This window comes from Curtobacterium sp. AB7 (assembly GCF_044909335.1).
Lineage (GTDB): Bacteria > Actinomycetota > Actinomycetes > Actinomycetales > Microbacteriaceae > Curtobacterium.
Window position 1 is genome coordinate 229,493 of record NZ_JBIYED010000001.1, and the last position, 18,486, is coordinate 247,978.

The window sequence follows — 18,486 nt, forward strand, 5'->3', positions numbered from 1 at the left end:
AGCGTAGGGTCCTGGGCATGCACGTCGGTATCCGGATCGTCCTCGATGCGCCGGTCGACGCCGTGCGCGATGCCCTGCTGTCCCCGTCCGTGATGGTCGCGGTGACGAAGCCGTTCCTGGTGTACCGCTCGCGCAGCCCCGAGGGGTTCCCCGAGCGGTGGGAACCGGGGCACCCGCACCCGATCACCGCGAGTGCGTTCGGCCTCGTGCCCAGCGGCGACACGCACGTCGACCTCGACCTGTACGAGATCGACGGCGTCCCCGTGCAGCGTGACAACGGCGGTGGCACGAGCGGGCTGTTCGGCCGGATGACGATGCGCCACCGGATGGCGGTCGTGCCGGCTCCTGGCGACCGGACGCTGCTCATCGACCGCCTGACCTACCGGATGCGGCCGTGGGCCCTCGGCGCACTGCTGTGGCCGGGGATGTGGGTCATCTGGCAGTGGCGGGCGTACCGGATGCGTGCGCTCGCGCCCACCTGGCGGACGGATGCCGCCTGACCGAGGCGAGTCGGGCCTCCCGTCCACCGCGGAGCGGGCGTAGCCTCGACCACGTGAGCCAGACGCGCCCCCAGGAGCCGACGACCGACGACCGTGTGCGCAGCACGCTGGCGACCGTGGACTGGCGGCGCATGACGTTCGACCTGTACCGCCGTATCCGCGCGACGCCGGACCCCCAGACGGCGCACGCACTGTGGCGGGAGACCCGCGACGCGATGTTCGCCGAACACCCCGCGTCGCCGCTCCTGGACGAGGACGCCCGCGACTTCGAGTCCCTGCCCGTTCCGGACTACGACCCCGCCTGGCGGTTCCAGGTGCGCATCGAACCGGCCGAGGCCGCCGCGTTCGACTACGAGACCGGAACCGACGGCACCGTGCACTTCGACCGCCTCGGCGTCGTGACGGTCCCGGGCGTCGGGACGCTCGACGTCTGGTCGCACGGCGGCTACGCGGGCGGGCTGTTCGTCCCGGTGAAGGACTCCAGCGCCGGCAAGGCCCGTGGCACGTACGGCGGCGGACGCTACCTGCTCGACACGATCAAGGGCTCGGACCTGGGCGGCGACGACGCCGACTCGCTCGTGCTGGACTTCAACTTCGCGTACAACCCGTCGTGCGCGTACGACCCGGCGTGGGCGTGCCCGCTCGCGCCTCCCGGCAACACCGTGCCGGTGCCGATCCCGGTCGGCGAGCAGTACGACTTCTAGGGTGGAACGCATGGCAGGACTGGTCGCACTCGACGCCGGCGGACGCGTACCGCCCTTCGAGCAGGTCCGCTCGCAGATCGCGGCGCAGATCGGCGCGGGGTACCTCGTCGACGGCGAACGGCTGCCGAGCGTGCGAGGGCTGGCCGACGAGCTCGGGCTGGCGGCCGGGACGGTCGCGAAGGCCTACCAGCTGCTCGAGGAGGCCGGGCTCGTGCACACCGCGCGTGGTGCCGGCACCCGGGTGGTGCGGCCGGCCGAGGTGCCGGACGCCGTGGCCGATGCGGCCCGCGCGCTGGCAGCCGCTGCCCGCGCTGCGGGGCTGTCCGCCGACCAGGCAGCGACGGCGCTCAAGGACGCCTGGCCCGCGTAGGCGCGGGGCTTCGGGGGCGTACCTGGTGCTTCCGGGCGTACCTGGTCCGAAGTTCCGACCCAGTACGCCCGATTCGACGTTCCATCGCGGGCGTTCTGGGAAGGAACACCCGCGCTCAGCAGTGCTCGAAGACGTAGGCGTCGTCCGTCGGTGTCACCAGGTCGCGGTCGCGGAGGATCGTCATCGCGGGCCGGTCCTCCAGCCCGCACACCGATGCCCACGAGCGCTCGAGGGTGTCCGCGTACTCGATGTCGATGACCCGCTTGCCGTAGGCCTTCGTGTACGCCGAGCACTCCCGGTACTGCACGCACTCCTCGGCGACGACGAAGTCGAACCCGGTCTGCTTCCGGCCGGAGGCCCCGAGCTGCGGCGTGTTCTTCTGCCCGACGGCCAGGCCGTGGCGGTGCCCGGTGTCGACGAGTGACTTCGCGAGCGCCAGGTTGCCGGCGCGCGTCAGCCGCTTCCCGCTCCGGGTCCACGAGTCGAGGTTGTCGAACTCGACCGCGTCGAACCCGCGGTCGCCGCAGCGGGCGATGGACTTCGCGAGCACCTTCGTGATGAGCGCGCGCTTCGCCGCCGTCCGGGTGTCGAGGAGCATCTCGTCCGGCCAGCCCGGGTCGGACACCGGCTTGCCGGCCCGGTCGCGCAGGATCGCCGACGGGTACGACTTCGTCCACGTGCGGGCGGACTCGGGCTGCGTCTGGAACCCGTTGACGTAGCAGATGTCGTACTTGCCCTTCGCGGGCTTCGCGGTGCTGTCCCGCTCGACGATCGTCACACCGGACGGCGGCGTGTAGGAGCCGCCGAGCTGGTAGTCCGGGCGCCCCGAGGTCGGCAGGTTGCGGTAGCTCGCCGCAGCGCTGGTCGGAGCAGCCTCGGCGCAGCCGGCCGTGCCGAGGACGGCCACCAGGGCCATCGCGGTGGTGATCAGGACGGTTCGCGTACGCACCCGGGAATCCTCGCATGCGCACGGCGAACGGGCCGGTCCTGGGTTCTGCGGGGTCCACACGCTATGCTGGTGGTACTCGAGACGCCGATCGTCTCGTGCGTCGTACGGACGCCCCGAACTCCCGACCACGTTCCACTGATCCTCTGGTCGATGATCGAGCACCTCCCGAAGGTGCCCAGGCTTCTCTGCTGCGGCGACTGCGCCAGCCACCTCTGTTGGCGCGCATCCCGCCCGCGCGCTGCCTCAGAGCGCGCCCACAGCCGGTCTCATCCGGCTCGAAAGGTCACCATGACCACCAATGACCTCCGTTTCTCCGACCTGGGCGTCCCCGCGCCGATGGTCGCCGTCCTCGCCGACCAGGGCAAGGAGACCGCGTTCCCGATCCAGGAGGACACGCTCCCCGACTCCCTGCAGGGCAAGGACGTCCTCGGCCGTGGCCGCACCGGCTCCGGCAAGACGATCGCGTTCGCGATCCCGCTCGTGGCCCGCCTCGCCGCCAGTGGCCGCAAGCGCCGCGCCGGCCGCCCGCGCGCCCTGGTGCTCGCCCCCACCCGTGAGCTCGCGACCCAGATCGACGTCGCCCTCGCCCCGCTCGCGAAGGCCATGGGCCTCAACACCACGACCATCTTCGGTGGCGTCGGACAGGGCCGTCAGGTCGACGCCCTGCGCGGCGGCGTGGACGTCGTCGTGGCGTGCCCTGGCCGTCTCGCCGACCTCATGCAGCAGGGCCACGTCAACCTCGGTGACATCGAGGTGACCGTCCTCGACGAGGCCGACCACATGGCCGACATGGGCTTCCTGCCTGGCGTGACCAAGATCATGCAGGCGACGCCCGAGCAGGGGCAGCGTCTGCTGTTCTCCGCCACGCTCGACAACGGCGTGGACAAGCTCGTCAAGAAGTTCCTGCACAACCCGGTGATGCACTCCGTCGACGAGGCGAACAGCCCCGTCGAGGCGATGACCCACCACCTGTTCGAGGTCGCCGACGCCGACGCGAAGAAGCACCTCGTGAGCACCCTCGCCTCGGGCAACGGTCGCCGCATCCTCTTCATGCGCACGAAGCACCACGCCAAGCGCCTCGCAAAGCAGCTCAGCAGCCAGGGGATCCCGGCCGTCGACCTGCAGGGCAACCTGTCGCAGGGCGCCCGTGAGCGGAACCTGGCGAAGTTCTCGTCCGGCGAGGCCCTCGTCCTCGTCGCCACCGACGTCGCCGCCCGTGGTGTGCACGTCGACAACGTCGAGCTCGTCGTGCACGTCGACCCGCCCACCGAGCACAAGGCGTACCTGCACCGCTCGGGCCGTACCGCCCGTGCCGGTTCGTCCGGTGACGTCGTCACGGTGACGATGCCCGCCGAGCGTCGCGACGTCGCGCAGATGATGCGTGCCGCAGCGATCAAGGTCACCCCGCAGCAGGTCACCGCGACCTCCCCGGCGGTCACCACGCTCGTCGGCGAGGTCGCCCCGATCCGCCACGTCGCCGAGGACCAGCCCGCGCAGCAGCAGCGTCAGCCGAAGCAGCGTTCCGCCGATTCCGCCGGTGACCGTGGTCGTCGTGGTCGCGGCGGCCGTCCGGGAGGCTCGGGCCAGCCCGCGCGTGCCGGCTCGGCTTCCGAGTCCGCCGGTTCGGCCGGGGGCCGTCAGGGCCGTCCGGCTCGCGGCGCACGTTCCGAGGGCACCGGGCGCTCCGCCGCCGCGGGCGCGGGCTCGACGGGTGGTCGCCGCAGCGGCGGCAGCCGTCGCGCCGGCAGCGACACCGTGCGCGGTGGGTCCTCTGCCGTCTGGTCCTCGGACGGTGGCTACGCCGCGGGCCGTGGAGCCGGCCAGGAGTCGGGCGGGGGCCGTCGTGGCTCGTCGCGCCGTGCCTCCCGTCCGGCCGGCGCTGCCGACCGCCACTGACCTGTCGACCCGGCCGCGCTGACCAGCGGGGGACAACCTTGGCGGCGCCTGCGAAGCGGACGCCCCCGAGGCGTAGGTTCTCCTTCACCGGATGCCGCGCGAGCGGCTGACGGGGAAACGTCCGCTGTTGGAAGGAGTGCCTATGGCTGGGATCGAAGACATCAAGAACGCCGCTGAGAAGGCGGCAGGCAAGGTCAAGGAGGCCGTCGGGAACGCGACGGACAACGACCACCTCAAGGCCGAGGGCAAGACCGATCAGGTCAAGGCCGACACCAAGCAGGCGGGTACGAACGTCAAGGACGCCGCTTCCGGCGTCGCCGACAGCCTCAAGAGCGACCGCGACACGAAGTAACAAGCCGGTCCAGTACCGCGCTGCGAAGCCCCCGGATCCGATCGGATCCGGGGGCTTCGTCGTGTGCGGGTGCTCCGTCGTGTACGGGAACGGGGCGGGTCGCTACATGAGCGCGCCGACCGACGCGAGGCCCGCGCGCAGGAGGGCGCCGCGGCCACCCTCCATGTCGTCGGCGACGCCGTCCGACGCCGCTTCCGACGGGGTCATCCAGGTGAGCTCGAGGGCGTCCTGCCGGGGCTCGCACGTGCCGGTGACCGGGACGACGTAGGCCAGCGAGATCGCGTGCTGCCGCTCATCGGTGTACACCGAGGCGCCGGGCAGCGGGAAGTACTCGGCCACCGTGAACGGCGTCGGACTCGACGGCAGCTGCGGGAACGCCATCGGGCCGAGGTCCTTCTCGAGGTGACGGAAGAGCGCCGTGCGGATGGACTCGCCGAACATCACACGACCGGACACCAGGGTGCGGACGATCGAGCCGCTCGGGGCCACGCGCAGGAGCACCCCGACCTCGGTCACGACGCCGAGCCCGTCGGTGCGGACGGGGATCGCCTCGACGTAGCAGATGGGGAGTCGACGACGCGCGTTGGCGAGTTCCTCGTCGGACAGCCAGCCGGAGTCGGGGTCGGGGGTTTGCAACGAGGCCATGCACCGTGTCTACCAGGGACGGCGTCGAGTTCGGCGGAAGGCGCGGGACTTGGGGATGGTTAGCGTTGTCCACATGATCGATGCAGACCTGGTGCAGTGGACCCGTCCCGAGGAAGAACGCGCAGGGACACCGCTGCTCGTGACCATGCACGGGGTGGGGTCGAACGAACGCGACCTGCTCGGACTCGCCCCCGCGCTGCCGGCGGCCTGGACGATGGCGTCACTGCGGGCACCGATGCCGTGGGGCCAGGGGTTCAGCTGGTACCCGCTCGGGACGCCGGGCTCCCCCGCACTCGAGCCCGTCGACGCCGCGGTCGCCGAGGTGCTCGCGTGGGTCGACTCCGTCGCCGCCGACCACCAGCGGATCGGGTTGCTCGGGTTCTCGCAGGGCGGGTCGATGGCGCTGCAGCTGCTGCGTGCACGACCGGCTGCGTTCGCGTTCGCGGTGTCGCTGTCCGGGTTCGTCGTGCCGGGGGTGACGGACCCGCGTGACGAGGCCGTCGCCGCCGTCCGCCCGCGGGTCTTCCTGGGGCACGGTGACCTCGACCCGGTGATCCCGGCGGAGGCCACTGCGCGGACGCAGGCGTGGGCGGCGGCGAACACCACCGTGACCGATCGGACGTACGAGGGCCTGCCGCACGCGGTGTCGGCAGCGGAGCTGTCGGACGTCGCGGCCTTCATGGACGGCGCGTAGGAGCCCCGAGACTCGGGCTCGGCGGCGTCACTCGCGCTCGCGAGCGCGAGTGATGCCGCTCAGGCCGAGTCTCGCGGTGGGCGGGACCAGACGATCGACGGGAGGCACGGTGCGGGCTGGCGCCGTGCCTCCTGTCCGTCAGTCGGCGAGGATCTGCAGGAGGTCCTTGCGGAGCTGGTCGACCTTGGCGGTGGCGGCCTTGGCCTGGTCCTCCGTCGCGGTCGTCCGGTACATCTGCAGGACGCCCATGGTCTTCCGGAGCGCCTCGAAGAACTCGCGCTGCGCGCCCGGGATCCCGGGGGCCGCGTCGAGCGCCGCTGCGATCTCGTCGGCCTTCGCCTCGGCCTCGGCCTTGCCGGCGTCGGTGAGCTCGAAGAGCGTCTTGCGGCCGTCGCCCGACGAGACCACGAGGTCTTCGTCGACGAGCTGCTGGAGCGTCGGGTAGACCGAGCCGGGGCTCGGCTTCCAGGCGCCGCCGGTGCGCTCGGCGATGGTCTTGATCACGGCGTAGCCGTTTTGCGGCCCCTCGGCCAGCAGGCCGAGGATCGCGAGGCGGACGTCACCGCGGCGGCGGCGTTCGCGACCGAAGCCGGGTCCGCCGAAGCCACCGAAGCCGGGGCCGAAGCCCATGCCCGGCCCGAAGCCCGGGCCGAAGCCACGGCCACCTCGGCCGCCGTGCTCGTGGTCACCGCGGTCGCGGCCGGGGAAGCCGGCGCCGTGGTGCTGCCGCGCGCCGCCGAAACGGGGGCCGCGCGGGTGGTGGTTGCTGTCGTTGTCGTTGTGCATGGGGCGCATGGTGCGTCCTTCCTTGTTGCTGAGTCGGCTCGCGATCGGTCTGACTGGTTTCGTCTTCGTCGTATCGCGATGTGTTTACGATAGATCGCTAACTGTCGTCTTGTCAAGGGGTACTCCCCGCTCGGGCTGCTGTCGGTGGTGACGGGCAGGATGGGACGGACCATGACGGACGTCTTCGAGCGCTTCTCCCCCGCGACCGCGGAGTGGTTCCGTGGTGCGTTCGACGCCCCCACTCCTGCACAGGCGGGCGCGTGGGACGCCATCTCGACGGGGCAGCACGCACTCGTCATCGCGCCGACCGGTTCCGGCAAGACCCTGGCCTCGTTCCTGTGGTCGATCGACCGGCTCATCAGCGCGACCGAACGGCCCCCGGCCAAGCAGCGCACGCGGGTCCTGTACGTCTCGCCGCTCAAGGCCCTCGGCGTCGACGTCGAGCGGAACCTGCGCAGCCCGCTCGTCGGCATCACGCAGACGGCCCGGCGGCTCGGCACCGAACCACCCGAGGTCACCGTCGGGGTGCGCAGTGGCGACACCCCGTCGTCGGACCGGCAGAAGCTGCTCCGCCAGCCGCCGGACATCCTCATCACCACGCCCGAGTCGCTGTACCTCATGCTCACCTCGCAAGCGCGCGAGACCCTGGTGAACGTCGACACCGTCATCGTCGACGAGGTCCACGCCGTCGCGTCGACCAAGCGCGGGGCGCACCTGGCCGTCTCGCTCGAACGGCTCGACGACCTGCTCGACAAGCCGGTGCAGCGCATCGGGCTGTCCGCCACGGTCCGGCCGCCGGAAGAGGTCGCCCGGTTCCTCGGGGGTCGGGCACCGGTGACGATCATCGCGCCGCCGGCGCAGAAGACCTTCGACCTGCGCGTCGTCGTGCCGGTCGACGACATGGCCGAGCTCGGTGCTCCGCCGGTCGGTGCGGACGCGTCCGACGCACCCTCGAACGGCTCGATCTGGCCGCACGTCGAAGAACGTGTGGTCGACCTCGTCGAGGAGCACCGGTCGACGATCGTGTTCGCGAACTCGCGGCGACTGGCCGAGCGACTCACCGCGCGGCTGAACGAGATCCACGAAGAGCGCGTCCTCGCTGCGGCGGCTCCGGCTTCGGCCGCGATGGGCGATGCGCTGGTGCCGGCAGGTGTCTCGCCGGCCGACGACGGGCTGCCGGTGGCGCGGGGTCGCCCGCAGTCGCCCGCGCGGACCTCGGCACACGCGGTCGCACCCCAGGGCACGAAGCGACCGCCGGCGCAGGTGATCGGCGCATCCGGGCAGACCGGTGGCGGCGGCTCCGACACCGCAGTGCCCGTGCTCGCCCGCGCCCACCACGGCTCGGTGTCGAAGGACCAGCGCGCCATCATCGAGGACGACCTGAAGTCCGGTCGACTGCGGTGCGTGGTCGCGACCAGTTCGCTCGAGCTCGGGATCGACATGGGCGAGGTCGACCTCGTCGTCCAGGTCGAGGCGCCGCCCTCGGTCGCGAGCGGCCTGCAGCGCGTCGGGCGTGCCGGGCACCAGGTGGGCGAGATCTCCCGCGGGGTGCTGTTCCCGAAGCACCGCGCCGACCTCGTCAACAGTGCGGTCACGGTGGAACGGATGGTCTCGGGGCAGATCGAGTCGATCTCGGTGCCGGCGAACCCCCTCGACGTCCTGGCGCAGCACACCGTCGCCGCCGGGGCGATCGACACCGTCGACGTCGAGCAGTGGTTCGACCTGGTCCGGCGCAGCGCTCCGTTCAGCGGCCTGCCCCGGTCGGCGTTCGACGCCACGCTCGACCTGGTGACCGGGCGGTACCCGAGCGACGAGTTCGCCGAACTCCGCCCGCGGCTGGTGTGGGACCGCGTGCACGGCACCCTGACCGGACGCCCCGGTGCCCAGCGGCTCGCGGTGACGAGCGGTGGCACGATCCCGGACCGCGGCATGTTCGGCGTGTTCATGGTCGGCGAGAAGGCGTCCCGGGTCGGCGAGCTCGACGAGGAGATGGTCTACGAGTCCCGCGTCGGCGACGTCTTCGCCCTCGGTGCCACGAGCTGGCGGATCGAGGAGATCACCCACGACCGGGTCATCGTGAGCCCGGCGTTCGGACAGCCCGGTCGGGTGCCGTTCTGGAAGGGCGACGGCATCGGCCGCCCCGCCGAACTCGGTCGCGCGACAGGGGCGTTCGTGCGCGAGGTCGAGGGCGCCTCGGACGACGACGCCCGGGCCCGGGTCGCCGCCGGCGGCCTCGACGAGCGTGCCGTCACGAACCTGCTGACCTTCCTGCGCGACCAGCGCGCGGCCACCGGTCACGTCCCCAACGACACCACGCTCGTGGTCGAGCGCTTCCGCGACGAACTCGGCGACTGGCGGCTCATCCTGCACTCGCCGTACGGCATGCAGGTGCACGCGCCGTGGGCCCTGGCCGTCGCGGCGCGTCTGCGGGAACGCCACGGCATCGACGGCGACGCGATGGCCGCCGACGACGGCATCGTGGTGCGCATCCCCGAGACCGACGCCGAACCGCCGGGTGCCGACCTGTTCGTGTTCGAGCGCGACGACCTCGAGGCACTCGTCACGGACGAGGTCGGTGGGTCGGCGCTGTTCGCCGCGCGGTTCCGCGAGTGTGCGGCGCGCGCCCTGCTGCTGCCCCGTCGGAACCCCGGGCAGCGGTCGCCCCTGTGGCAGCAGCGGCAACGGGCCTCGCAGCTGCTCGAGGTGGCCAGGAAGTACCCGTCGTTCCCGATCGTGCTCGAGACCGTGCGCGAGGTGCTGCAGGACGTCTACGACGTGCCCGCCCTGCTCGGCATCGCCGACCAGATCGCCGGCCGCCGCGTCCGCCTGGTCGAGACCGAGACCGAGACGCCGTCCCCCTTCGCACGGTCGATCCTGTTCGGGTACGTCGCCGCGTTCATGTACGAGGGCGACTCCCCGCTCGCCGAGCGTCGGGCTGCGGCGCTCTCGCTCGACTCGACGCTGCTCGGCGAACTACTCGGTCGGGCCGAGCTGCGGGAGCTGCTGGACCCGGCGGTCATCGCCTCGGTCGAACAGGACCTGCAGCGGCTCTCGCCGGACCGCCGCGCCCGCGACGCCGAGGGGCTGGTCGACGTGCTGCGGCTCGTCGGCGCGCTCGACGTCGACGAAGCCGTCGACCGCAGCTGGCTGGCGGCGTCGGACGACCGCACCGCCGCTACGACCGAGGTGCAGACCGTGCTCACCGCGCTCGAACGGGACCGCCGCGTCCTGTCGTTCTCGCACGCCGGGTCCACCCGTTGGGCCGTCATCGAGGACGCCTCGCGCCTGCGTGACGCCCTCGGGGTCCCGCTGCCGATCGGTGTACCGACCGCGTTCGTCGAACCCGTCGCCGACCCGCTCGGTGACCTGGTCGGCCGGTACGCCCGGTCGCACGGGCCGTTCTCGGCGCAGGAGGCCGCGGGGCGCCTCGGCCTCGGGGTCGCCGTCGTGCAGGACACCCTTCGCCGTCTGGTCGCCGACCGGCGTGTGGTCGAGGGCGAGTTCCGCCCGGATCGGCAGGGCGCCGAGTGGTGTGACGCCGAAGTCCTGCGGCGGATCCGCACGAAGTCGCTCGCCGCGCTCCGCCACGAGGTCGAGCCGGTGTCACCGGACACGCTCGCGCGCTTCCTGCCCGCCTGGCAGCACGTGCAGACCCCCGGCACCCGCGGCGGCCTGCGCGGGGTCGACGGAGTCCTGCAGGTGATCGACCAGCTCGCCGGTGTCGCCCTGCCCGCCAGCGCCTGGGAGACCCTGGTGCTGCCCGCGCGCGTGACCGACTACTCGACGAACATGCTCGACGAGCTCACCGCCACCGGCGAGGTCCTGTGGTCCGGCGGCGGGACCCTGCCCGGCAACGACGGCTGGGTGCGCCTGCACCTGGCCGAGACCGCCTCGACGACCCTCGCGGAGCCCTCCGGCGACGAGACCACCGAGCTGCAGCGCGACGTGCTCGGGGCCCTGGCCGGCGGTGGCGCGTACTTCTTCCGCCAGCTCGGGCAGGCCGTCGGCAGCACCGACGACCCGGCCATGACGACGGCGCTGTGGGACCTGGTCTGGGCCGGACAGATCACGAACGACACGTTCGCCCCGCTGCGATCGATGCTCGGCGGCAAGGCGAAGAGCACCAGTGCGCCTCGGGCCCGCGCCTACCGCGGGCGCCGCCGTCCGACGATGCCGACGCAGTCCGGTCCGCCGTCCGTCGGCGGTCGCTGGTCCCTGCTGCCGCTCGCCGAGTCCGACTCGACCGTGCGGGCTGCGGCGACCGCCGAACAGCTGCTCGAGCGGTACGGGGTCGTGACGCGCGGTGCCGTCCAGGTCGAGGGGGTCCGGGGTGGGTTCGCGGGCGTGTACCGGGTGCTGTCGCGGTTCGAGGAGTCCGGGCGGGCGCGACGCGGGTACTTCATCGAGGGGCTCGGGGCAGCACAGTTCGCCACCGGCCCGACGATCGACCGGCTCCGCACCTACGCCCGTGAACTCGACGACGACGAACGTGTCGATCCGGACCGGAAGCGCGAAGCACTGACCCTGGCTGCGACCGACCCCGCGAACCCGTACGGAGCATCGCTGCCCTGGCCGTCCGACGACCGCGCGGCCGCCGATCCGGACGACACTTCCGCCGACGCCACCCCTGCGGGTGCGGCTGCGCAGAAGGCCCCGGCACCGACTGCCACGGGCGTGCGCGGGCACCGGCCCGGGCGCAAGGCCGGAGCGCTCGTCACCACGGTCGACGGCCGGCTCGCGGTGTACGTCGAGCGGGGCGGCAAGTCGGTGCTGACCTTCACCGACGACCCCGCCGACCTTGCCGTCGCAGCGGCGTCGATCGCGGGCATCGTGCGCACCGGGCTGCGGAAGCTCGCGGTCGAGCGCGTCGACGGCGAGTTCGTGCTCGGCACCCCGCTCGGCACCGCACTGGGCGACGCCGGGTTCACCGCCACACCGCAGGGACTCCGGCTCCGTGCCTGAGGGCGACACCGTCTACCGAGCGGCACATCGGTTGCACACGGCGCTCGCGGGCAAGGTCCTGACCCGGAGCGACTTCCGGGTGCCCGCGTTCGCGACCGTCGACCTGGTCGGCCGCACCGTCGACGAGGTCGTGCCCCGCGGCAAGCACCTGCTGCACCGGATCGGGGACCTGACCGTGCACTCGCACCTCAAGATGGAGGGGCGGTGGGACGTCTACGCCCCCGGAGAGCGCTGGCGACGCCCGGCGCACCAGGCGCGCGCGATCCTCGACGCCGAGGACGTCTCGACCGTCGGCTTCACGCTCGGGGTGCTCGAGGTGATCCCCCGCGACCAGGAGTCCGAGGTCGTCGGGCACCTCGGCCCGGACCTGCTCGGGCCCGACTGGGACGCCGACCTGGCACTCGAGAACCTGACGCGGGATCCTGCACGTCCGGTCGGACTCGCCCTGCTCGACCAGCGGGTGCTCGCCGGCCTCGGCAACGTCTACCGCAACGAGCTCTGCTTCCTGCGCGGGGTCCTGCCGACCCGCCCGGTGGCCGAGGTGCACGACGCCGGCCGCACGATCGCCCTGGCGAGCCGACTCATCCTGGCGAACCGGGACCGCAGCCACCGGGTGACGACGGGGATCGACCGCCCGGGGCGTCGGTTCTGGGTCTACGGACGAGCGGACAAGCCGTGTCTGCGGTGCGGCACCCGGATCCGACGAGGAGACCTCGGCGATTCGGAGCTCACCCTGCGGGACACCTACTGGTGCCCGCGCTGCCAGACCTGAGCCACGGGCGCAGGGACGAGCACCGGCGTGCTCACCGGGCGACGGGGTGCAGCCGCTCGGCGGCAGTCGTCCGCACGGCGTCCGTCACCCGCTCGAGCAGCGGCGACGCCAGGTTCCACCGTTGCCACCACAGGGCGACGTCGGCCCGGCGCGTCGGGGTGAGCTCGAGCAGCTCGCCCCGTGTCAGGGCATCGAGGCACTGCGCCTCGGGCAGCATCCCCCACCCGAAGCCGAGCGAGACCGCCCGTGCGAAGTCGGCCGACGTCGGGACGAAGTGGCGTGGGCCGGAGGGCGCGTGGCCGAGCACCCGGCGGAGGTAGCCCTGCTGCAGGTCGTCATCACGGTCGTAGTCGACGAGCGGCACCCGGTCGAGGCGGCTCAGCATCCGCCGCTCGGTGTCGGCGTCGGACAGGTAGCGGTCCACGAACGCCGGCGATGCCACCGCCCGGTACCGGTCGATGCCGAGCGGCACCGACGAGCAGCCCTGCACGGGGTCCGCCTCGGCCGTCACGGCACCCATCACCGTGCCGGCGCGCAAGAGCTCGGCGGTGCGGTCCTGGTCCTCGCGGTGCAGGTCGAAGACCACCTCGGTGTCGACACGGACGAGTGCGAGCGCATCGAGGAACCACGTGCCGAGCGAGTCGGCGTTGACGGCGAGCGGGATCGACGGCACCGCGGACCCCGCACCCCGGGCATCGGTCTCGCCGAGGGCGCGGGCGGTCTCGTCGTCGAGCAACCGCACCTGACGTGCGTGCCGGAGCACGACCGCGCCGTCGGCCGTCGGGGTGACCGGGGTCGTCCGTTGCAGCAGGACCCGACCGACCTGCTGCTCCATCGACTTGATGCGCTGCGAGACCGCCGACGGGGTGATCGCCAGGGCCCGGGCGGCCGCGTCGAGCGTGCCGTGGTCGACGGCGGCCAACAGGGTCTCGAGGTGCTCGCGCTGGAACCGGACCATGCAGTGCAGCTTACGGTGCTGAAGGAACGTGAGCTGGTCTACAGACCACGGCGCACCTAGCGTCGTGGACGTGACCGCACTCCTCCCCCTGCTCGCCGGCCTCGGCACCGGACTCGCCCTGATCGTCGCGATCGGTGTGCAGAACACCTACCTGCTCCGGTTGGCGGTCAGCTCAGGGCTGCGGGTGGTGACGGCGGCGGTCGTCGTGTGCGCGGTGTCGGACGCCGTGCTCATCGTCGCCGGGGTGCTCGGCGTCGGGGCCGTGGTCGAGCGGTTCCCGGTGGCGCTCGTCGTCGTACGGTTCGTCGGGGCCGCGTTCCTCGTGACCTACGGCGTGCTCGCCGCGCGACGGGCGCTGCGGCCGTCGAGCGACGCCATGCGAGTGGCCGACGAGGCGACGGACGACGGCGTGCCGGAGTCGGCCGCGGGCAGTGGACCCGACCGCACCGCGACGGTGGTGGCCGGGCGGACGCGCACCGTGCCTCCCGGCCAGGCGGTGACCATGCGCACGGCGGTGGCGACCATGCTCGTCTTCACGTGGGCCAACCCGCACGTGTACCTGGACACGCTGGTGTTCCTCGGTTCCGTCGCGAACCAGCAGGGGCCGGACGACCGCTGGCTGTGGACCGTCGGCGCCGTCGCGGCGAGCTGCCTGTGGTTCGGCGCGCTCGGGTTCGGCGGGCGACTGCTCCGGCCGCTGTTCGCGAAGCCGGTGACGTGGCGGGTGTTCGACGGCCTGGTCGCCGTCGTGATGCTGGGCTTCGGCTTGCTGCTGGTCGTCGGCGCCTAGGAGGCCGGAGCCCGCTACTGCTGGCCCTTGCCGACCCGGCTGTTGCGGCGGCTGTAGCCGAAGTAGATCGCGAAGCCGATGACGAGCCAGACGACGAACCGCAGCCAGGTCTCGACCTCGAGGTTCAGCATCAGCCAGAAGCACAGCACGGCCGACAGGATCGGGATCACCGGCGACCACGGCACCCGGAACGAGCGCGGGGCGTCCGGGCGCGACTTGCGGAGCACGATGATGCCGATCGACACGAGCACGAAGGCCGACAGCGTGCCGATGTTGATCATGCCCTCGAGCTTGTCGACCGCCGTGAACCCGGCGAGCAGCGCGACGACGACCCCCGCGACGACCTGGACGCGCACCGGCGTCTGCGTCTTCGGGTTCGTCTTCGAGAACCAGCGCGGCAGCAGACCGTCACGGCTCATCGCGAAGACGATGCGGGACAGACCGAGCAGCAGCACCATGACGACGGTCGTCAGACCGATCAGGGAGCCGATGGCGATGATGCCGGCCGCCCACGGCAGCCCGACGATGTCGAAGGCCGAGGCCAGGGACGGCGCGTCCTCCTGCGCCAGGCGCTGGTAGGAGACCATGCCGGTGATGACGATGCTGACGCCGACGTACAGCAGCGTCACGATGCCCAGGCCGATGAAGATGCCGCGGGGCAGCGTCTTCTGCGGGTTCTCGGTCTCCTCCGCGCTGGTCGCGACGACGTCGAAGCCGATGAACGCGAAGAACACGAGCGACGCCGCGGCGAGCAGCCCGAAGACGCCGTACTGCGCGGGCTCGGAACCGGTGAACCAGGACACGAGCGACTGGGTCCAGACGCTGCCCTCGGCGCCCTTTGCGGGCTCCGACGGCGGGATGAAGGGGGTGAAGTTCGCGGCCTTGACGAAGAACGCACCGGCGACGATGACGAACACCACGATGGCGACCTTGATGATGGTGATGACCGCCGAGACCCGCGACGACAGGCGGGTGCCGAAAGCGAGCAGCACCGTGAAGATGCCGACGATCAGGACCGGGCCCCAGGTGAACGGGATCGGGCCGAGCTGGATCGTGCTCGGCAGGCTCACCCCGAACACGTCGAACGCGGTGCTGAGGTAGATGCCCCAGTACTTCGCGATGACGGCACTCGCCGTGAGGGTCTCGAGGATGAGGTCCCAGCCGACGATCCAGGCGAGCAGCTCGCCCATCGTGGCGTAGGTGAACGTGTAGGCCGAGCCGGCGACGGGGATCGTCGAGGCGAACTCGGCGTAGCACATGATCGCCAGGCCGCACGTGACGGCGGCGAGCAGGAACGAGATGATGACGCCGGGCCCGGCGAAGTTCGCGGCGGCGTTCGCGCCGACCGAGAAGATGCCGGCGCCGACCGCGACCGCGATGCCCATCGCGGCGATGTCGAACGTCTTCAGGGAGCGTTTCAGGGATCGCCCCTGCTCCTCGGAGTCGGCCAGTGAGGCCTCGATCGACTTGATGCGGAGCTTCGTTGCCATGGGGTGGATCCCGTCATCGGCTGGGCGGCGGACCCCGTGACATTACTGGTGTACCACCCCGACACGCAAACAGCGGAGCCGCTGGGCGCGCGGGAACCAGGTTCCGGACGTGGAACCAGGGAACGGCGCGGTGCCGTGTCCGGAACCAGGTTCCGTGCGCAGGGCGGGTCGACCGGGAGGCCCGGCTCGGCTCAGGCGGATCGGCGCCAGTTGCGCAGGAACCGCGCTCCGGCTTCGTCGTGGATCACCCCGTCGGGTGCGGTGAGCACCGGGTACGGCGTCACCGGGACGCCGTCCGAGGGACGGACGTCGACGTGCGCGACCTCGTGGCCGTTCGCGTGCAGCCAGTCCGCCATCGCGTAGTCGCTGCGCGAGTCGCCCATCGTGCGCCAGGCCGTCGGCAGCTCGCCGTCCTGCGCCAGGAGCTCGAGCGACCGCTCGGCGCCCATGTCCTTGCCGCTGCGGTCGGACTCGACGTCAGTCGAGATGATCGTCGGGTCGATCCGCCACTGCACGGCGCCGTCGGCGTCGGGTCGGACGTCGGCGAGACGGCGCACGCCCAGGCCGCGGCGCTCGAGGGCCGCCATCGCCTTCGCGTCGACCTCGGGCTGCCGAGCCAGGTACGTGGCGTTCGGCACCTCCACCCGCTGCTCGATCGACACCATGGCGCGCTTCGTCTCGTCGAAGAACACCAGGTCGGCGTACTCGGAGCGGACGAGCTCGCGCATCTCGTCGGCGTAGTCGCGCGGGAGCGCCAGGTCGTCGGCGACGGTGAGCTCGCTCATGCCACCCTCGTACTGCGGGCCGATCGAGCACCAGACGGCGCCCTTCTCGCAGACGGCGTGCACGCGGCCACCCTCGGCGAGACCACCCGCCAGCAGCGGACCGACCACCTCGCTCCGGATGAAGGCGTCGCTCCGGCCGGTGTTGAAGACGACGGGGACGCCCTCGGCGGCGAGGGCGACGAGGTCCTCGATGATGCTCGGGATCGCGATGGTACGGGAGACGGGGCTGGCGATGGGCCCGTCGACGTCGAGCAGGAGACCGAGACGAGGTGCGTTCACGCCACCATCTTCGCAGGAGAGCTGAACTCCCCAGCACGAGCTGGGTTCACCACGCCATCCTCTCAGCCCCGCGTGACCGCCCTCGCGGTGAACCCGTCGAGCACGGCGCCGATCGCAGCCGGGTCGGGCACGTGGCCCTGCCCGGGGACCTCGACGTAGTCCGACCCCGGCACGGCCTCGACGACCGCACGGGACGCCTGCCGCATCCACTCGTGGCCGTCGCTGCCCGCGGCGACGAGCACCGGGACACCGACCGCTGCGGCGACCCGCTCCGGGATCGCCAGACCGTTGAGCACCCGCACGTCGCGGCTGAGCACGTGGGCGTCGACGACGAGGGACCGCCAGAGCGCACCCCGCAGCCGCAGCGCCGAGATCTGCCCCATCGGCACCCCCAGGACGTGCGCGAGGAACGCCCGGACGGCCTGGGCACGGCGGCCGGCGGCGACGTGCTCGTCGAGCAGGTCGGCGAAGACGACGTCGTCGGCGTGCGGGTCGACGGTCGCGCGGTACGGCGGCTCCCACAGCACGGCGGCCCCGAGCGGGACACCGGCGGCGAGGCCCCGGAGGACCACCCCCGCGCCGACGCAGAGGCCGAGCGCGGCGACGGGTCCGTCCACGCTCCCGACGACGGCCGCGAGGTCCTCGACCTCGCGCTCGATCATCCACGGGGTGGTGTCGCCGCTCGCACCGCGGCCCCGCCGGTCGTACGTGATGACCCGGTAGCGGTCCTGCAGCGCTTCGGTCAGGCGCTCGACGGTGGGGGTGCCGTGGTGGTCGAAGGCGCCACCGACCACGACGAGCGCCGGACCGGTGCCCGCGTCGGACACGGCGATCACCGTGCCGTCGGCGGAGACGACCGTGCGGTCGACGTGCTGGTCCATTGGGGGCCTTCCGAGGGTGGTTCGACGGCGCTGCGTCGGGTCCTCGGGAGGGACCGGGCGGGTCGGTCCTCGAAGCATGGCATCGGAGCGCTCCCACGTCGACACCCACAACCAGGGGGAGACGACCGGTCCGACTCCTGCTCGTGCCACGCTCAGCGGTCGCGGTAGATCGCTCGGCGGTGGCCGGCATCGACGACCACCACGATGAGTCGGCCGTCGTCGATCTCGTAGATCAGGCGGTAGTCGCCCGATCGGACCCGCCAACCGGGTCGGTTCACGAGCTTCCGAGCTGCCGGGGGCCGCGGGTGGTCGGCGAGGATCGCGAGGAGGCCCTCGATCCGCCGACGACCGTCGGGCGGGAGCTTGCGGATGACGCGTTGCGCGGACGGGATGACCTCGACCGACCAGGTCATCCGAGCCCGAGCTCGCGCTTGAGATCGTCCCACTGCACGTTCTCGCCGCCGATGCGCTTGCTCTCCGCGATGGCAGCGTCGTACGCGATCAGGTCGTCGAGGTCCTCGGCCGCCTCGAGCAGGCGGTCCAGGACATCCGCGTCCACCACCGCCGCGACGCGCTTGTTGCGCCGGGTCAGGTAGACGGGTTCGTTCCGGGCGTCGTCGATGATCGACGCCAGGCGGCCACGCGCTTCGGAGATCGACACTTCGCTCACCTG

18 protein-coding genes are annotated in these 18,486 nt (G+C 72.1%); 9 read left to right on the forward strand and 9 right to left on the reverse strand.

The window, feature by feature from the left end; translation table 11 throughout:
* The first annotated feature begins 17 nt into the window (after positions 1-17).
* From ABH929_RS01160 to ABH929_RS01170, 3 genes are all read left to right on the forward strand, one after another.
* Positions 18-500: a hypothetical protein gene (locus ABH929_RS01160; RefSeq protein WP_173168952.1), complete on the forward strand. Its 483-nt coding sequence runs from the start codon at positions 18-20 to the stop codon at positions 498-500.
* Positions 501-631: 131 nt separating this feature from the next.
* Complete coding sequence (locus ABH929_RS01165; protein ID WP_404560463.1) at positions 632-1,204, forward strand: DUF1684 domain-containing protein; 573 nt, start codon at positions 632-634, stop codon at positions 1,202-1,204.
* Positions 1,205-1,214: 10 nt separating this feature from the next.
* Positions 1,215-1,574 carry a GntR family transcriptional regulator gene (locus tag ABH929_RS01170; protein WP_165901018.1) on the forward strand — a complete coding sequence of 120 codons (360 nt, stop codon included), beginning with the start codon at positions 1,215-1,217 and terminating at the stop codon, positions 1,572-1,574.
* A 115-nt stretch (positions 1,575-1,689) separates the two neighbouring features.
* On the opposite strand, the gene ABH929_RS01175 is transcribed toward ABH929_RS01170, so the two are convergent.
* A complete protein-coding gene (locus ABH929_RS01175; protein WP_404559812.1) occupies positions 1,690-2,523 on the reverse strand; it encodes an endo alpha-1,4 polygalactosaminidase in 834 nt (277 codons plus the stop codon).
* A 288-nt stretch (positions 2,524-2,811) separates the two neighbouring features.
* On the opposite strand from ABH929_RS01175, the gene ABH929_RS01180 reads away from it, so the two are divergent.
* Positions 2,812-4,419 carry a DEAD/DEAH box helicase gene (locus tag ABH929_RS01180; RefSeq protein ID WP_404559813.1) on the forward strand — a complete coding sequence of 536 codons (1,608 nt, stop codon included), beginning with the start codon at positions 2,812-2,814 and terminating at the stop codon, positions 4,417-4,419.
* Positions 4,420-4,561: 142 nt separating this feature from the next.
* On the forward strand, positions 4,562-4,771 hold the full coding sequence (locus tag ABH929_RS01185; RefSeq protein WP_111083508.1) for a CsbD family protein: 210 nt from the start codon (positions 4,562-4,564) through the stop codon (positions 4,769-4,771).
* A gap of 102 nt (positions 4,772-4,873) precedes the next feature.
* On the opposite strand, the gene ABH929_RS01190 is transcribed toward ABH929_RS01185, so the two are convergent.
* Complete coding sequence (locus ABH929_RS01190; RefSeq protein ID WP_205463352.1) at positions 4,874-5,416, reverse strand: NUDIX hydrolase family protein; 543 nt, start codon at positions 5,414-5,416, stop codon at positions 4,874-4,876.
* A 73-nt stretch (positions 5,417-5,489) separates the two neighbouring features.
* Here ABH929_RS01190 and ABH929_RS01195 point away from each other — a divergent pair, with 73 nt between their 5' ends.
* On the forward strand, positions 5,490-6,110 hold the full coding sequence (locus tag ABH929_RS01195; RefSeq protein ID WP_404559814.1) for an alpha/beta hydrolase: 621 nt from the start codon (positions 5,490-5,492) through the stop codon (positions 6,108-6,110).
* Between the two features lie 138 nt (positions 6,111-6,248).
* Here the strand turns inward: ABH929_RS01195 and ABH929_RS01200 are convergent, their stop codons facing one another.
* Positions 6,249-6,905 (reverse strand): PadR family transcriptional regulator, encoded by a 657-nt coding sequence (locus ABH929_RS01200; RefSeq protein WP_404559815.1) that lies wholly within the window; start codon positions 6,903-6,905, stop codon positions 6,249-6,251.
* A gap of 162 nt (positions 6,906-7,067) precedes the next feature.
* Here ABH929_RS01200 and ABH929_RS01205 point away from each other — a divergent pair, with 162 nt between their 5' ends.
* Both ABH929_RS01205 and ABH929_RS01210 read left to right on the forward strand, forming a co-directional pair.
* A complete protein-coding gene (locus ABH929_RS01205; RefSeq protein WP_404559816.1) occupies positions 7,068-11,858 on the forward strand; it encodes a DEAD/DEAH box helicase in 4,791 nt (1,596 codons plus the stop codon).
* Entirely contained in the window at positions 11,851-12,630 is a 780-nt protein-coding gene (locus ABH929_RS01210) for an Fpg/Nei family DNA glycosylase (RefSeq protein WP_404559817.1), read from the forward strand. Before ABH929_RS01205 ends, ABH929_RS01210 begins: the two co-directional genes overlap by 8 nt.
* 31 nt (positions 12,631-12,661) lie before the next feature.
* Here the strand turns inward: ABH929_RS01210 and ABH929_RS01215 are convergent, their stop codons facing one another.
* Positions 12,662-13,588, reverse strand: coding sequence for a LysR family transcriptional regulator ArgP (locus ABH929_RS01215; RefSeq protein ID WP_263055041.1), 927 nt, complete (start codon positions 13,586-13,588; stop codon positions 12,662-12,664).
* Positions 13,589-13,658: 70 nt separating this feature from the next.
* Between ABH929_RS01215 and ABH929_RS01220 the strand changes: the two genes are divergently transcribed.
* Positions 13,659-14,378, forward strand: a complete 720-nt coding sequence (locus ABH929_RS01220) for a LysE/ArgO family amino acid transporter (RefSeq protein WP_404559818.1) — start codon at positions 13,659-13,661, stop codon at positions 14,376-14,378.
* Between the two features lie 14 nt (positions 14,379-14,392).
* Here the strand turns inward: ABH929_RS01220 and ABH929_RS01225 are convergent, their stop codons facing one another.
* The 5 genes from ABH929_RS01225 to ABH929_RS01245 form a co-directional block, all read right to left on the reverse strand.
* The gene (locus ABH929_RS01225) at positions 14,393-15,868 is read right to left on the reverse strand and encodes an APC family permease (protein WP_111083514.1); all 1,476 of its coding nucleotides are present in this window, start codon (positions 15,866-15,868) and stop codon (positions 14,393-14,395) included.
* Positions 15,869-16,059: 191 nt separating this feature from the next.
* Positions 16,060-16,932, reverse strand: a complete 873-nt coding sequence (locus tag ABH929_RS01230; protein ID WP_404559819.1) for a hypothetical protein — start codon at positions 16,930-16,932, stop codon at positions 16,060-16,062.
* Between the two features lie 62 nt (positions 16,933-16,994).
* Positions 16,995-17,813 carry an alpha/beta fold hydrolase gene (locus ABH929_RS01235; protein WP_404559820.1) on the reverse strand — a complete coding sequence of 273 codons (819 nt, stop codon included), beginning with the start codon at positions 17,811-17,813 and terminating at the stop codon, positions 16,995-16,997.
* Between the two features lie 152 nt (positions 17,814-17,965).
* On the reverse strand, positions 17,966-18,226 hold the full coding sequence (locus ABH929_RS01240; protein WP_263055045.1) for a type II toxin-antitoxin system RelE/ParE family toxin: 261 nt from the start codon (positions 18,224-18,226) through the stop codon (positions 17,966-17,968).
* Positions 18,223-18,483 (reverse strand): type II toxin-antitoxin system Phd/YefM family antitoxin, encoded by a 261-nt coding sequence (locus tag ABH929_RS01245; RefSeq protein ID WP_404559821.1) that lies wholly within the window; start codon positions 18,481-18,483, stop codon positions 18,223-18,225. Before ABH929_RS01245 ends, ABH929_RS01240 begins: the two co-directional genes overlap by 4 nt.
* Positions 18,484-18,486: the final 3 nt, after the last annotated feature.